12 protein-coding genes are annotated in these 14,578 nt (G+C 71.8%); 6 read left to right on the top strand and 6 right to left on the bottom strand.

Features of this window, described 5'->3' with window-relative positions:
* Positions 1-8 precede the first annotated feature (8 nt).
* Positions 9-455, top strand: coding sequence for a 50S ribosomal protein L9 (rplI, locus tag KBX63_RS17060; RefSeq protein ID WP_210912224.1), 447 nt, complete (start codon positions 9-11; stop codon positions 453-455).
* An 81-nt stretch (positions 456-536) separates the two neighbouring features.
* Here the strand turns inward: rplI and KBX63_RS17055 are convergent, their stop codons facing one another.
* Positions 537-2,024, bottom strand: a complete 1,488-nt coding sequence (locus tag KBX63_RS17055; RefSeq protein ID WP_210912223.1) for a hypothetical protein — start codon at positions 2,022-2,024, stop codon at positions 537-539.
* A 458-nt stretch (positions 2,025-2,482) separates the two neighbouring features.
* Between KBX63_RS17055 and KBX63_RS17050 the strand changes: the two genes are divergently transcribed.
* Positions 2,483-5,176 (top strand): replicative DNA helicase, encoded by a 2,694-nt coding sequence (locus KBX63_RS17050; protein ID WP_307871742.1) that lies wholly within the window; start codon positions 2,483-2,485, stop codon positions 5,174-5,176.
* 19 nt (positions 5,177-5,195) lie between these two features.
* On the opposite strand, the gene KBX63_RS17045 is transcribed toward KBX63_RS17050, so the two are convergent.
* The 5 genes from KBX63_RS17045 to KBX63_RS17025 form a co-directional block, all read right to left on the bottom strand.
* A complete protein-coding gene (locus tag KBX63_RS17045; protein ID WP_210912222.1) occupies positions 5,196-5,873 on the bottom strand; it encodes a maleylpyruvate isomerase N-terminal domain-containing protein in 678 nt (225 codons plus the stop codon).
* 110 nt (positions 5,874-5,983) lie between these two features.
* Entirely contained in the window at positions 5,984-6,364 is a 381-nt protein-coding gene (locus KBX63_RS17040; RefSeq protein ID WP_210912221.1) for a zf-TFIIB domain-containing protein, read from the bottom strand.
* A gap of 19 nt (positions 6,365-6,383) precedes the next feature.
* On the bottom strand, positions 6,384-7,016 hold the full coding sequence (locus KBX63_RS17035; protein ID WP_210912220.1) for a phosphoribosyltransferase: 633 nt from the start codon (positions 7,014-7,016) through the stop codon (positions 6,384-6,386).
* Positions 7,017-7,057: 41 nt separating this feature from the next.
* The gene (locus KBX63_RS17030) at positions 7,058-8,398 is read right to left on the bottom strand and encodes a glycosyltransferase 87 family protein (protein ID WP_210912219.1); all 1,341 of its coding nucleotides are present in this window, start codon (positions 8,396-8,398) and stop codon (positions 7,058-7,060) included.
* A 39-nt stretch (positions 8,399-8,437) separates the two neighbouring features.
* The gene (locus tag KBX63_RS17025) at positions 8,438-10,966 is read right to left on the bottom strand and encodes a bifunctional diguanylate cyclase/phosphodiesterase (RefSeq protein ID WP_210912218.1); all 2,529 of its coding nucleotides are present in this window, start codon (positions 10,964-10,966) and stop codon (positions 8,438-8,440) included.
* Between the two features lie 916 nt (positions 10,967-11,882).
* Between KBX63_RS17025 and moaC the strand changes: the two genes are divergently transcribed.
* From moaC to KBX63_RS17005, 4 genes are read left to right on the top strand one after another with little or no spacing between them, the layout of a single operon-like run.
* Positions 11,883-12,374, top strand: coding sequence for a cyclic pyranopterin monophosphate synthase MoaC (gene moaC, locus KBX63_RS17020; RefSeq protein WP_210912217.1), 492 nt, complete (start codon positions 11,883-11,885; stop codon positions 12,372-12,374).
* Positions 12,371-12,841 carry a molybdenum cofactor biosynthesis protein B gene (locus tag KBX63_RS17015; RefSeq protein WP_210912216.1) on the top strand — a complete coding sequence of 157 codons (471 nt, stop codon included), beginning with the start codon at positions 12,371-12,373 and terminating at the stop codon, positions 12,839-12,841. The genes moaC and KBX63_RS17015 overlap by 4 nt, the downstream gene beginning before the upstream one ends.
* A gap of 53 nt (positions 12,842-12,894) precedes the next feature.
* Entirely contained in the window at positions 12,895-14,151 is a 1,257-nt protein-coding gene (locus KBX63_RS17010; RefSeq protein WP_210912215.1) for a molybdopterin molybdotransferase MoeA, read from the top strand.
* On the top strand, positions 14,148-14,576 hold the full coding sequence (locus KBX63_RS17005; RefSeq protein WP_210912214.1) for a molybdenum cofactor biosynthesis protein MoaE: 429 nt from the start codon (positions 14,148-14,150) through the stop codon (positions 14,574-14,576). Before KBX63_RS17010 ends, KBX63_RS17005 begins: the two co-directional genes overlap by 4 nt.
* Positions 14,577-14,578 lie beyond the last annotated feature (2 nt).

Raw genomic sequence — 14,578 nt, 5'->3', positions numbered from 1 at the left:
GCACCGATATGAAGATCATCCTGACTCAGGAAGTGTCCGGCCTCGGTGCCCCGGGCGACATCGTCGAGGTCAAGGACGGCTTCGGCCGTAACTACCTGCTGCCGCAGGGCTTCGCGATCGCCTGGACCAAGGGCGCGGAAAAGCAGGTCACGGTCATCAAGCGGGCCCGCTCGGCTCGTGAGATCCGCGACCTCGACCACGCCAACGAGGTCAAGGGTCAGCTCGAGGGTCTCAAGGTCAACCTGAAGGCGCGCGCCGGCGACGGCGGTCGGCTCTTCGGCTCGGTCACTTCGGCCGAGATCGTCGACGCCGTCAAGTCCTCCGGCGGCCCGGTCCTCGACCGGCGTCGGCTGGAGGTGCCCGGTCACATCAAGTCGACCGGCACCTACCCGGTGAAGATCAAGCTGCACCCCGAGGTGACCGCGTCGTTCAACCTGAACGTCGTTCAGGGCTGACACCAGCGACACCACCACGAGGGCCCGTACCGAGCGATCGGTGCGGGCCCTCGTGCGTACCGTCGTCGGGCCCGCGCCCGGTCAGCCGATCGGCTGACCGGTCACCGCGCTGATCAACACCGTGGAGAGACCCCCGCCCACCACGGCGGCGGCGAGCGCGATGGTGGCCGAGCGCCACGTCGTACCGACCCGGCGCAGCAGCGCCGCCACCACCAGACTGCTCACCAGCGCCAACCCGAAGCGGGGCGAGCCGGCGAGCAGCGACTCCAACGCGCGCGACCGGGGCGAGTCGCACCCACCCCCGCTGATGTCGGTGACGCACCCGGCCGGCGCCTGGCTGTCCAGGGTCAGCAGCCAGACGAAGATCAGCATCGCCGGCACCAGGTAGCAGGCGGCGGTGTACAGCATCGGCCGGACGGACCCACCGGGATCCGGGTCGAGCAGGTCGTCCTCCAGGCGCCGGGCCCAGCCACCCGTGGCCACGGACTCGACGCGCCGGCGCACCGAGGCCACCCCGACCTGCGGTTGCTCCACCCGGCGTCGTGGCCCACCACCACGCGGTACCGGCGCAGCACGCGGCACGGGTGCGCTGCGCGGGCGCGGGGCCGTGTACCCCACCACCGGCGACCGGGGTGCCGACGTCGGCGGATCCGTCCAGCGGGGATCGTCATCGGCCAGCCGGGTGCCGGACCAGAACCGGTCGTCCCGGCTCGGCCAACCCTCCGCCGCTGACCGGTCGGAGCGCGGCGGGACCGTCCGGTTCCACTGGTCGTCCTCGACCGCGGACCGCTCCCACTGGCCGGTGCGGTCGGACAGTTCCCAACCACCGATGCTCTCCGCCTGCGCCCACTGCCCACTCAGGTCCGTGCGGTCCGTATCGGCCACCGGCGGCCACGCGTGCACGCCCGAGGCGTCCCACGGGTCCACCGCAGGCGCGTACGACGGGTCGGGTTCCGGCGTCCGCTCGGAACCGCGCTCCCACGGGTCGATCGCCGGGCGGGTCCAGGACTCCTCCGCCGAACGGCGGCTGCGCCGCGTGGGCCGGGTGGGCCGGTCCGCGTCCCGGCGGGGCGCCGGCTCGGCCGGGGCGGGCTCCAGGTCCCCGCCGGACCAGATCACCTGGGGACGGCCGGCGGGCGCACGGCGGGGGCGGCGGTCCGGGACCGCGCCGGAGACCGGCTCCTCCTCCGCCGAGTCGGCGCGTCGGCGGCCGGCGTACCCCTGCCCCTGTGGGCGGTCGAGCGTCCACTCCCGGGTGTGGTCCGAGTCGGGCGCCGCGCCGATCGCCGGACGCTCCCGCCAACCCGTCTCGCCGACCAGCCGCCGGGTGCTCGTCGTCTCGCTGGCCCGCCGGTCAGCTCCGGAACTTCGCAGCTCGGGCTGGGCCTCGTCGTCATCCGGGGCGGCGTGGCGGCCACCGCCGTCAGCGTGCCGGACGCCCGACTCCAGTGCCCACCGGGGCAGGTAGGCGTCGACCGGCTCGTCCTGCCCCCGGTCCAGTGCACGCCGGCGGCTGGAGGTGCGATAGCGCCCGTCCTCGTCGTACGGGTCGACCGGAAGGGATGGCATGCGCTCACCCCACGAGGCGGTCGGCTGGCGCTCGCGCGGGCTGTCCTCCCCGCGTCCCCAGTCCCGGTAACTCACGGCCGGAGTGTGACCCTTCTGAACCGAAAGCGTAATCCGCTGTCCAGGTGTAGCCGTTCGCTGGAGATAGTACGGGACGATCGTGTCACAGGCCCGACCGAAATATTCTCCTCCACAGGCTGGGGATCACATACCCGCAGGTCAAGGAGGTGCGGCCGGGAATTCCCCAAGCGTTGTCCACAGGCTGTGCACACGCTGCGCACATGCTCGTCCACCGACATCCACAGGTTGTCCCGAGGCTCGTCCACCGGCCTTGTTGAGTCGCTGACCTCGGGGTCCGTATGGTTGGCCCTCGACCGCCGGCGCGATGGCCCCCGATCGACCGGCCCGGTCGGACGGAATTGTCGTACCCCGGCGATAGAGCTGGGACCGGATCCGGCGCAGTGGAGGGGGGACCCGTGTCGGTCACCGACGACATGCGGGCGGAGCCACGCTCGGGCGGCCAGCCGCCTGCGCAGCGCGACGGTCAGTTCGACAAGACCCCGCCCCAGGATGTCGCAGCAGAACAGTGCGTCCTCGGCGGCATGCTGCTGTCCAAGGACGCCATCGCCGACGTCGTCGAGATCCTGAAGACCAACGACTTCTACCGGCCGGTGCACGCCAGCATCTTCGACATCATCCTGGACATCTACGGCCGGGGTGAGCCGGCCGACTCGATCACCGTGGCGGCCGCCCTCGCCAACTCCGGTGACCTGGTACGCATCGGCGGCGCGCCCTACCTGCACACCCTCATCGCCAGCGTGCCCACCGCCGCGAACGCCGCCTACTACGCACGGATCGTCAGCGAGCGGGCGGTGCTGCGCCGGTTGGTCGAGGCCGGCACCAAGATCGTGCAGTTGGGTTACGGCACCGCCCAGGGCGGCAGCCGCGACGTCGACGACGTCGTCGACCTCGCCCAGCAGGCCGTCTACGACGTCACCGAACGCCGGGTCAGCGAGGACTTCGTGGTCCTGGCCGACATGTTGCAGCCGACGCTGGACGAGATCGAGGCGGTGGGCGCGCAGGGCGGGATGATGACCGGCGTCCCGACCGGCTTCACCGACCTGGACCGGCTGCTCAACGGCCTGCACGCGGGCCAGCTCATCATCGTGGCCGGCCGGCCTGGTTTGGGCAAATCGACGGCAAGTATGGACTTTGCCCGAAATGCCGCTATCCGCGCCAACCAGGCGGCCGCCATCTTCTCGCTGGAAATGAGCAAGGTCGAGATCGTCATGCGACTGCTCTCCGCCGAGGCGCGCGTGCCGCTGCACGTGCTGCGCAGCGGGCAGCTCTCCGACGACGACTGGACGAAGCTGGCCCGGTGCATGGGCGAGATCAGCGAGGCACCGCTCTTCGTCGACGACACGCCGAGCATGAACCTGATGGAGATCCGGGCCAAGGCCCGCCGGCTCAAGCAGCGGCACGACCTCAAGATGATCGTGGTCGACTACCTCCAGCTGATGACCTCGCCGAAGCGCACCGAGAGCCGGCAGCAGGAGGTCGCAGACCTCTCCCGTGGCCTCAAGCTGCTGGCCAAGGAGGTTGAGTGCCCGGTCATCGCGGTCAGCCAGCTGAACCGTGGCCCCGAGCAACGCACCGACAAGCGCCCACAGCTGTCCGATTTGCGCGAATCGGGTTGCCTCACTGCGGATACCCGAGTCGTGCGTGCCGATGACAACACCGAGATCACGCTCGGTGAGTTGTTGGCCAACAGCACCAAGGACATTCCGGTCTGGTCACTGGACGAAAGCCTGCGCTACACCCCCCGCACCATGACCCACGTCTTCCCGAGCGGCACTCGCGAGGTGTTCCGTCTGACCCTCGCCTCGGGCAAACAGATCGACGCCACGGCGAACCATCCGTTCCTCGCGTTCGCCGGGTGGGTGCCGCTCGGCGAACTCGCACCTGGAGATCGGATCGCGACGCCACGACATCTGCCACCCCCGATGGCCACCCGGCCGTGGGTCGACGCGGAGGTCGTCATGCTGGCGCATCTGCTGGGTGATGGTTCCTTCGTGCGGCGCCAACCCATTCGATACGCAAGTCGGGACGAGTTGAACCTGCAGGCCGTCACAGAAGCGGCGAAGCACTTCGGGATCGCGGCCGTCCGCGACGACTATGCGGCTGCGAGGGTGACCACCCTTCGGCTGCCTGCGCCCTATCGGCTGGCTCGTGGTCGGCGTAACCCGATCGCGGCGTGGCTGGATGACCTGGGGATCTTCGGCCTGAGGTCCCATGAAAAGTTCATCCCCTCGACCGTCTTCAGCCTGCCCAAGGAGCAGATAACTCTCTTCCTGCGGCACCTGTGGGCCACGGACGGTTCAGTGACCGTCAACAGCTCAGGTCGCGGCGGGCGCGTCTATTTCGCGTCGACGAGCCGACGAATGCTCGAGGACATCTCCCGGCTGCTCCTCAGGTACGGCATCACCGCCCGGCTGAAGATGGTGCCCGCGGTGGGTCACCGGCCGCAGTACACCCTCGACATCTCGGGTCGGGACGATCAACTGCGGTTCCTTCGGGAGATCGGCGTCCATGGGCAGCGGTCGGAAGGCTGCACTTCGCTGCTTGACGCGCTGGAGTCGACACAGAGCAACACCAACGTCGACACCGTGCCTCGCGAGGTGTGGGCCAGGGTGAAGGAGATCCTGGTCGAGCAGGGGATGACCCACCGGGAGTTCGCCAAGGCGATCGGCACTCAATTCTGCGGCAGCACCCTCTGGAAGCGAGCGCCCAGCCGCTCCAGGCTGGCGGCGGTTGCCGCCGTCCTCGACGCAGCCGACCTGGACCTGCACGCGACTAACGACATCTTCTGGGACTCGATCGTCTCCATCGAGTCGATCGGGGAGCAAGAGGTGTTCGACGCGACGGTGCTCGGGAAGCACAACTTCATCGCCAACGGCATCGCCACCCACAACTCGATCGAGCAGGATGCCGACGTGGTCATCCTGCTGCACCGCGACGACTACTACGACAAGGAGTCGCCGCGCGCGGGCGAGGCGGATTTCATCATCGCCAAGCACCGAAATGGCCCGACCGACACCGTGACGGTCGCGGCCCAGCTGCACCTGTCCCGGTTTGTCGACATGGCCATCGTCTGACCGACGCGGGCACCGCCGCTCAGCCGAGCAGCGGGAACCAGCCGGCCGACTCGCCCAGCTCCAACCGGTCCCGGTCGCTGAGCGGGAGACGCCCGGTGGCCTTGAGCAGGAACCTCTCGTCGTCCCAGCCGGTCGGGCGGACCGCGTCGTCGCTCATCAGACCGTCCATGGTCGCCACCGCGACCCGTACCGCCAGTGGGCCGGGTGACGGCGCGCCGGACAGTTCAGGCGTCAGGTCCAGGTGGTGGACGACGGCTTCGGTGGTCAGGGTGGCGAGGAAGTCCGCCACGCGCAGCACGTGCCCCTGGGTGGTCACGTACCCCGTCGGGTCGGCTGCTGCGGCGGCCCGGACCGCCGCCGGGGCGGTCTCCCCCCAGAGCTGGACGATCCCGGTCGGCCGGTCGAACGCGGCGGCCGACCGGCGGACCCACCAGGCGTGTCGGGCGTCGTCACCACCGCCGGACGGGAAGCCGCGCCAGTAGCTCACGTCGTCCACGTCGGCAGGGCCATCGGCGGGACTGGCCAGTGCGACCAGGGCCCGCTGGGCGTCGCCGAGCACGTGCAAGAGCAGGTCCGCGACGAGCCAACCCCGGCAGCGGGTGGGTCGTTGCAGGTCCGCGTCGTCCCGGCCGTCGATTACCGCGGTGATCCCGTCGTACGCCTGGGCCAGCGCCTCGGCCGGCCGGATCGCGCTCATGCGATGCAGCCTCGCACGGACCCTGCCGCCCGCCAACCGTCGGCGACGGTTGGCGGGCGGAGCGCCCGGGCCGACGCGTGGATCGGCCCGGGCGGGATGACGGCCTCGGCTCAGCCGAACATCTCGTCGAGGAAGCCCTTACGCTTCTTCTGCCGGTAGTGGCCGTGGTAGCCGTGGTGCTGTTGGCCGCCGTAGGCCGGAGCCGGCGGGTAGCCGTGGGCGGGCGGGGGCGGCGGGGGGACCGCACCGTAACCGGGCTGGTGTTGCGCCGGGGCGGGCGGCGGCGGGTAGCCCCCCGGCTGCTGAGCGGGCTGCGGCGGCGGGCCACCGGCCTGCTGGCGGCTCCAGTTGGCCTCCGCCTCGAAGAGCTTCTCCAGCTCGCCGCGGTCGAGGAAGATGCCTCGACACTCCCCGCACTGGTCGATGACGACGCCGCTGCGCTCGTACTGGCGCATTTCTCCGTGACACTTGGGACAGGTGAGACTCATCATCCGAAGGTACCCGGTCGAGTCACGCGGTCGCCGTAAGCGCCTCGATCACCTCGTCGTCGGACACCTCGTGGAAGTCCTCGTAGTAGACGCTGACCGCACCGAAATCCTGCGGGCGCTGAGCGCAGACGACCTGGTCGGCCTCGGCGGCCAGGAGTTCGTACGCCTCCTGCGCGCCGACCGGCACCGCGACCACCACCCGGCGTGCCCCGAGTCGGCGGACGACCTCGACGGAGGCGCGCGCGGTCGCGCCGGTGGCCAGACCGTCGTCGACGATCACCGCGATCCGTCCGGCGAGGTCCAGCGGCGGACGGCTGCCCCGGTAGAGCCGCTCCCGGCGCTCCAACTCGGCCTCTTCCCGGTGGTTGACCTCGGCGATGTCGTCGCTGCTGAGCCGGCTGGCCACCGCCTCGTTGAGCACCTGCACGCCGCCCGGACCGAGCGCCCCGAAGGCGACCTCCCGGGCCCATGGCATGCCGAGCTTGCGGACCACCAGCACGTCCAGTGGCGCGCCGAGTCGTTCAGCGACGACCCGGGCCACCGGAACGCCGCCGCGGACCAGGCCGAGGACGACGACGTCCGGCTCGCCGATGAGTGCGGTGAGCCGATCGGCGAGCACCTGGCCCGCCTCGGCCCGGTCGCGGTACGTGGTCATGCCTTCAGGTGTACGCCCTGTTGCGTCGTTCTGCCCGACACTTACACCGAAGTGGCCCGACTGGACAGTTGGCCGGGCAGCGGGACGGTCGACGTGTCGGTGGTGCGGTGCAGGGCGGGCGCCCAGGTGAGCATGGCCAGCGGGTACAGCAGGTAGCCGAACCGGGTCGAGGGCATCAGGGCGATCGCGGCGAGCAGCCCGTACCCGCAGATCAGCGCGGTGGCGACGGCGGTGCGGGGCGGGCGGCGGGCGAGTCGGACGGCGATGGCCAGGCCGGCCGCGACCAGGAGCGCGGCGGCGATCAGCCGGCCGGCGGGCAGCGCGGTGGCGATCAGATAGCCGGGGAACGGGGACTGCGCGGGGCTGGTGACCAGGCCGTGCCCGAGCGGGAAGCGCAGCACGTTCTCGGTCAGCGCGTCGCGGTCGACCAGCAGGGCCGGGAGCAGCGCCGCCACGGGCAACCCGATCGCGCCGGCGGCGACCCGGGTCCCGGCCCGTCGGGTCAGCCCCCACACGATCAGGACCAGGGCGACCGGCCAGGCGAACAGCTTCAGCGCGCCGGCAAGCCCCACCGCGAGTCCGGCCCGGCCGGGCCGGTCGGCGGCGGCGAGCGCGAGGGCGAGCAGGCAGAGCGCGAGTACGGGCAGGTCGTCGCCGCCGGTGGCGAGGGTGAGCGCGCAGATCGGCAGGACGGTGGCGGCCTGCACGCCCCGCAGGAGGGTGGCGTCCCGCCGGTCGTCCGTGCCGGCCGGTGCGGCCGGGTGTGCGCGGCGGGCGGCGCGCAGGGCGGCCACGGCCAGGGCGAGCGCCAGCGCGGTGCCCACCGCGAACCAGACCCGGGCATCGGTCCACCAGGCGTCGATCAGGCCTCTGGGCAGGCCGAACATCGCCATGCCGGGCTGGTACGGGGTGTAGCCGAGCAGTTGCTCGCCGGGCGGCAGGGCGGCTATCGCGTCGCGTCCGAGGTACGGCGTGCCGTGCTCCAGCAGGCGGGCCCCGGACTGCTCCACGACCAGCACCTCCTCCTGGGCCCGGTCGGTGCGTCCGGTGGCCCGCTCGACGCTCTGCCAGAGCAGGGGCAGCAGGGCGGTGCTCGCCCAGGCGAATCCGGTGACCGCCCACCGGGCCGGCAGGCCGACCAACCGCGAGGCCGAGCCGCGTCGGCGAAGCAGGAGCTGGACGACCACCGCCATTGCCGCGACCAGGTAGCCGACGGCGGCGACCGCGCCCCAGGCCCGATGCGGCAGCAGCGTCGAGGTGACCGCGGTGATCGCGGCGAAGACGGCCGAGACGGCGTAGAGGCCGAGGTCGAGGGCGAGGCCTCCGGCGGCGGTGTCGAGCGTCCGCCAGCGACGGAGGGCGGTCGGATGGTCGGCGGTCACGTGCGCCAGTCTGGCAGACCGCCCTGCTGGTACCGCCGGTCAGGCGGGGAGGTGGGGAAGACGGTCGGGGCGTGATCGGCCGCTCTGGCGGCGGGTCTGAGTCAACCGGATCACCGCGCCGGCGTCGTGCAGCGGCGGTGCGAGGGTGCCCGGGCGGCCGCCCGAGCCACGCTGCAACGCCGCGAGGAGAGTGCCGGAGGGCATCGGCCGGGCGAACAGGTGCCCCTGGCCGGCGGTGCAACCCAGCTCCCAGAGGGCCCGTCGCTGCGGCTCGCTCTCCACCCCCTCGGCCACCACGTCCAGGTCGAGGCTGCGGCCCAGGTCGAGGGTGGAGCGGATGACGGCGGCAGCCTCCGCCGAACTCTCCATCGTCGTCACGAAGCTGCGGTCGATCTTCAGCTCGTGCACCGGGATCCGGGAGAGCAGGGAGAGCGAGGAGTAGCCGGTGCCGAAGTCGTCCAGCGCCAACCGGACGCCCTCGTCGCGCAGCCGGCTCAGCACCCGGTCCACCACGTCGAGCTGGCTGAGGGTCAGCGTCTCGGTCAACTCCAGCACCAGCCGGTCCGGTGGCAGGTCGTGGGCGCGCAGGCGGGCCAGCACCGAGCCGGGGAAGCGCGCGTCGAGCAGGCTGCGCGGGGACACGTTGACCGCGACCGGGACGTCGAAGCCTGCGTCGCGCCAGCCGGCGGCCGCGATCAACGCCTGGTCGAGGATCGCCTCGGCGAAGGCCGGTAGCAGCCCCGAGCGCTCCACCGCCTCCAGGAACCGCAGCGGATCGATCATGCCGTGGTGGGGGTGGTGCCAGCGGGCCAGCGCCTCCGCGCTGGTCACCTCACCGGTGCCCAGGTCGACGATCGGTTGGAAGTTGACGACGAACTCGTGGTCGGCCACCGCCCGTGGCAGGTCACCCCCGAGGGTGAGCCGCCCGAGGTCGGCGGTGTCCCGGGCCGGGGCGTAGGTGGAGATCCGTTGACCGGCCCGCTTCGCCTGGTACATCGCCACGTCGGCACGGCGCAGCAGCTCCGCCATGCCACCGCTGGCCGGTGCGACGGAGATCCCGCCGCTGGCCTCGACGCTGATCCGCATGCCGTCCAGCTCGAACGGCTCGTGCAACGCGGCGAGCAGTGTCTCCGCCCGGTGCCCGGCGACCGCCGGGGCCGGCAGCCCGCGCAGGAGTACGGCGAACTCGTCGCCGCCGAGACGGGCCACCAGGTCACCGCCCTGGGCGGCGCCGCGCAGGCGTTCGGCCACCTGCACCAGCACCTGGTCGCCGGCGGCGTGCCCGAGCGTGTCGTTGACCTCCTTGAAGTGGTTGAGGTCGATCAGCACCAGCGCGGTCACGCCGTCCGCGTGCCGCCCGCTCAACTGCTCGGTGCCCTTGTCCAGCAGGTGCCGACGGTTGGCCAGGCCGGTCAGCGCGTCGTGCGCGGCCGCGTACGCGTGCTCGTCGGCGGCCCGGGCCAGCTCGGCGTACGCCTGGGCGTTGCGGACCGCCGTGCAGAGGGCGGAGGCGAAGGTGCGCAGGGTGTACTGCTCCCGCTCGGAGAGCTGCACCGGGCCGCGGAAGCGCAGTCGCAGCACGCCGACGTCGACCGAACGGTCGTGTCCCTCGAGCGGCGCGGGGACGACGGTGCCGTCGATGTCGGTGGGTGCGCCGGTCGGGCCGTCGAAGGTGATGCCGCCGGTGCCGCCGCGGACGGTCCGCCCGTTGCGCAGCTCGATCTCGACCTCGTCGGCGGAGAACAACTCGGCGGCCTGGGTGACGGCGGTGGTGAGGACGTTGTCCAGGTCCACCACGTTGAGCGCGTCGGTGGTGCGGGCGAGACGCTGCCACGCCTGCTGCTCGGTGCGGCCCCGGATACGCGCGGAGTAGGCCAGGTGCAGGCTCAACATGAGCGGTGGGACAGCGAGCAGCAATCGCGGGTCCGCCCGGAGGATGAGCAGGGTGCAGAGGGCCACGACGAAGCGGACGCCGAAGCCGGCTAGCCGGAGGTCAAGGTTGTTCAGGAACTGACGGGAGATTCGGGTGCCGGTCGCGAGCGCGATCACCGGGATTGCCAACAGGTCGTCCAGGAGCGCGGCGACCAGGTAGATCGCGCCCAGCAGGGTGACGAGCTCCGCCAGGCCCACCGGTGGCCACTGCCAGTGGACCGCCAGCGCGATGGCGCTCGCTCCACCGGCGACCAGGATGTTCTTGCTGACACCGAACGCCGTCTTGATGACCGCGAGCTTCATGACGGCCGATGCGATGCCGACGCCGGTGCCGGTTGCCAGCACCACCCAGGCGGGTGGGGCCACCGCGAGCCCGATCACGATCGCCGTCTCGATCCAGGTGATGGCGTGCGTGGTCGAACGGATACGGATCGGCACCTTGACGATCGTCCCGAGGGCCGTCATGAACGTCAGCGCGACGAAGGTCGCCCCGTCGCCCACGGAGTCGGGCGGGTGGGCCAGCACGTCGGCGACGGCGATGAGTGTCGGGCCGATGGCCAGTACGACGACGAGACCGACGAGCAACAGCAGTTGTCGATCTGTCCTGGTGGTGTTCTCTGAGGTGACCCGACTCATGAAGCTCCTGTCGTCGCCGACAGTTACATGTTGACGACGGGAGCTTACCGCTGAGTGTCACTCTGATGTCAGTGCCAGTCGCTGCCGCGCATTGCACGCTCCCTCCACTCATCCCAGCCCGGGTTCTGTATCCCCGGGGGTCTTCGTGACGAGAGCCTAAAGCGAACTCGATGCGGTTAGCAGTAATAAATGTCGGTATGCGCAACATCAGTCAAGCTGGAGGGTTTTGTGACGGTGTGTCCATGGCTCCTGAGCGGAGCGCGGTCGACTTGTTCGCCTCTGCAGCTCGCATGTTGCCAATCGCCGTCGGAAGATGTGCGCGGGGCCTGCCCCGACGGTTCCTTCTCAGTCTGACGAGCAGACTCCCCGGCCTCATCCGGAGTTCGGGCTCAGCGTAGATCCGGTCGGATGAATCTGCGCTCCGTGCCTGATTGCCGCTGGTCCTCCAGCTGTGGTGAACGGTGAACGGAGTCATGGCTCAAATTCCGGGCACCGCCAATTCTCGCGGAGTGAGCGTCCGAACACCATGGATTCGGGTTCTGGGTACGTCGAGGTGCGGCTTGCCGAACTCAAGTTGCAGCCCGAAACGCCAAAGCAACAGACGGTGCTCGCGGCACGCCTCGTTTTGCTGTGACCCAACGCCCGCAACTCACAGCGATTATCCGACGTGTGTTCGAATCCGGATTCCGGGAGGGCGCTGAACCGGCAGCGGAATGATTACCCACTGCAATCGATCCGGCCTCACCTCGCCGCACGCCGAGGCTCTGAGGATTGGCCAACTCCAACCTTCTGGCGAGGATGAGCGGTGAACGTTCCAGGTACGCCACGCATTGACCGGCTGGGCAGCCTCGGCGCACCTCCGGGTGTCGCTCATTCCGGACGCCGACCGGTCGTACCGCACCGATAGGCTCACGCCGTGACAGAACCCGTGCAGCTCAGCCACGTCGACCGCGCCGGTGCGGCCCGGATGGTCGACGTCTCCGCCAAGCCGGTGACCGGCCGGCTGGCCGTCGCGGCTGGCCGTCTGCGGACCACACCCGAGGTCGTCGACCTGCTGCACCGCGACGGCCTGCCCAAGGGTGACGCGCTGGCGGTCGGTCGGCTGGCCGGGATCATGGGCGCCAAGCGCACCCCGGAGCTGATCCCGCTCTGCCACCCGATCGCCCTGCACGGCGTCACCGTCGATCTGCGGCTCACCGTCGACACCGTGGAGATCACCGCAACCGCCCGCACCGCGGACCGGACGGGCGTCGAGATGGAGGCACTCACCGCGGTCGCGGTCGCCGGTCTCGCCCTGGTCGACATGGTCAAGGCGGTTGACCCGGCGGCCTCGGTGGAGGCGGTCCGGGTGCTGCGCAAGGAGGGCGGCAAGACCGGCGAGTGGGTCCGACCGGAGGACCGGCCGTGATCCGGGCCCGGGTGATCGTCGCGTCCAACCGGGCCGCGGCCGGCGTCTACGCCGACACCAGCGGTCCGCTGCTCGCCGCCGGGCTGCTCGAGCTGGGCTGCCAGGTCGACGAGCCGGTGGTGGTGCCCGACGGCGAGCCGGTCCGGGCGGCCTTGCAGGAAGCCCTCACCGACGGCATCGAAGTCGTGTTGACCAGCGGCGGCACCGGGGTCACCCCGACGGACCGGACGCCGGACGTGACCCGGGGTCTGCTGGATTACGAGATCCCCGGCATCGCCGAGGCGATCCGCGCGCACAGTCGCGAGCGGGTGCCCACGTCGGTGCTGTCCCGAGGGCTGGCCGGGGTGGCCGGCCGGATGCTGGTGGTCAACCTGCCCGGCTCGACCGGCGGCGCCCGGGACGGGCTGGCCGTGCTCGGGCCGATCCTCGCGCACACCGTCGACCAACTTCGCGGCGGAGACCACTGACCGGTCCGCGCCCAGGCCCGACGGGTGTCGGTCGGTCCCGATAGGCTCGACCGGTGAGCACGGAAACCGCACCAACCGCGGATCGGGTCGCCGCGCCCCCGCCGGCCGGGTGGGAGGAGGCGCGCTCCCGCGTCTACGCGGTCGGCCTGGCCGCCGCGCTTCCCAACCTCGCCCGGCCGCTGATCGACGCTGACGGGCTGACCCTGGCCGAGCCGTTGACCGCCCGTACCGACCTGCCCGCCTTCCCCACCTCCAGCGTGGACGGCTGGGCGGTGCGCGGCGCCGGCCCGTGGCGCGTCGTCGGCCGCGTGCTGGCCGGCAACACACCCGTGCCGCTCACCGAGGACGGCACGACCGTCGAGATCGCGACCGGCGCCATGGTGCCCGAAGGCGCGACCGCCGTGCTGCGTGTCGAGGAGTCCACCACCACCGACGGCCTGGTCCGCGGCACGCCCCGCCAGACGCCGGAGTGGCGGCAACCGGGCGAGGAGGCGTACGCCGACGAGGAACTGCTGCCGGTCGGCACGCCGGTCGACCCGGCGGTGATCGGCCTGGCGGCGTCCTGCGGGCACGACACCCTGCACGTCCGGCGGGCGCCGCGCGCCGCGCTTCTGGTCTTCGGCGACGAGCTGCTCGCCGCAGGTCCGCCCGCGGCCGGCCGGGTCCGGGACGCGCTGGGGCCGGCGGTGCCCGCGTGGCTGCGCCGGTACGGCTGCCAGGTCCGGCCGTCCGACGTGGTCGGCCCCGTGGCCGACACGCTGCCCGCGCACGTGGCGGCCCTGCGCGCCGCGCTGGCCAACGCCGACCTGGTCTGTACCACGGGCGGCACGATGCACGGCCCGGTCGACCACCTGCACCCGGCGCTCGAGGCGCTCGGCGCCGACTACGTGGTCAACACGGTGGCCGTCCGGCCCGGCTTCCCGATGCTGCTGGCCCGGCTGGCCGGCGACGACGGGCGGGTCCGGTTCGTCGCCGGGCTGCCGGGCAACCCGCAGTCCGCCATCGTCGCGCTGGTGTCGCTGGTCGCCCCGCTGCTCGCCGGCCTCCAGGGCCGTCCGATGCCGGTCCTGCCGCACGCCACCTTGGCCGAGGCGGTGCCCGGTCGTGGCGACCACACCCACCTGGCACTGGTCCGACTGGACCGGGCCGCCGGCACCGCGTCCCCGGTGCGGCACGTCGGCTCGGCGATGCTGCGTGGCCTGGCCGGCGCGGACGGGTTCGCGGTCATCCGGCCGGGCACCACCGGCGATCCGGGCGACCGGGTGCCGATCGTGCCACTGCCGCTGCTCCCCGGGGAGCGTGCGTCATGACGGCGCCGGCGCTCACCTTCGGCGAGGTCACCGACCAACCGCTGGATCTGGCCGCGCACGAGGCGGCGGTCGCCGACCGACGGGCCGGCGCGGTGGTCTCCTTCCAGGGCGTGGTCCGCGACCACGACCACGGGCGCCCGGTGGTGAGCCTGGAGTACGAAGGGCACCCGAGTGCCGAGCAGGTGCTACGCGAGGTGGCCGCTGAGATCGCGGCCGAGCCCGACGTCTACGCGGTGGCGGTCTCGCACCGGGTCGGCCCGCTGGCGATCGGTGACGTGGCGCTGGTCGCTGCCGTGAGCACCGCGCACCGCGCGGCGGCCTTCGCGGCCTGCGCCCGTCTGGTGGACGAGGCCAAGGCGCGGCTGCCGATCTGGAAGCGGCAGGTCTTCGGCGACGGCACCGAGGAATGGGTCAACTGCCCCTGACC

This window comes from Micromonospora sp. U21 (assembly GCF_018070045.1).
GTDB lineage: Bacteria > Actinomycetota > Actinomycetes > Mycobacteriales > Micromonosporaceae > Micromonospora.
Note: the sequence above shows the minus strand (reverse complement) of the source record. Positions and strands in the feature narration are given on the sequence as shown.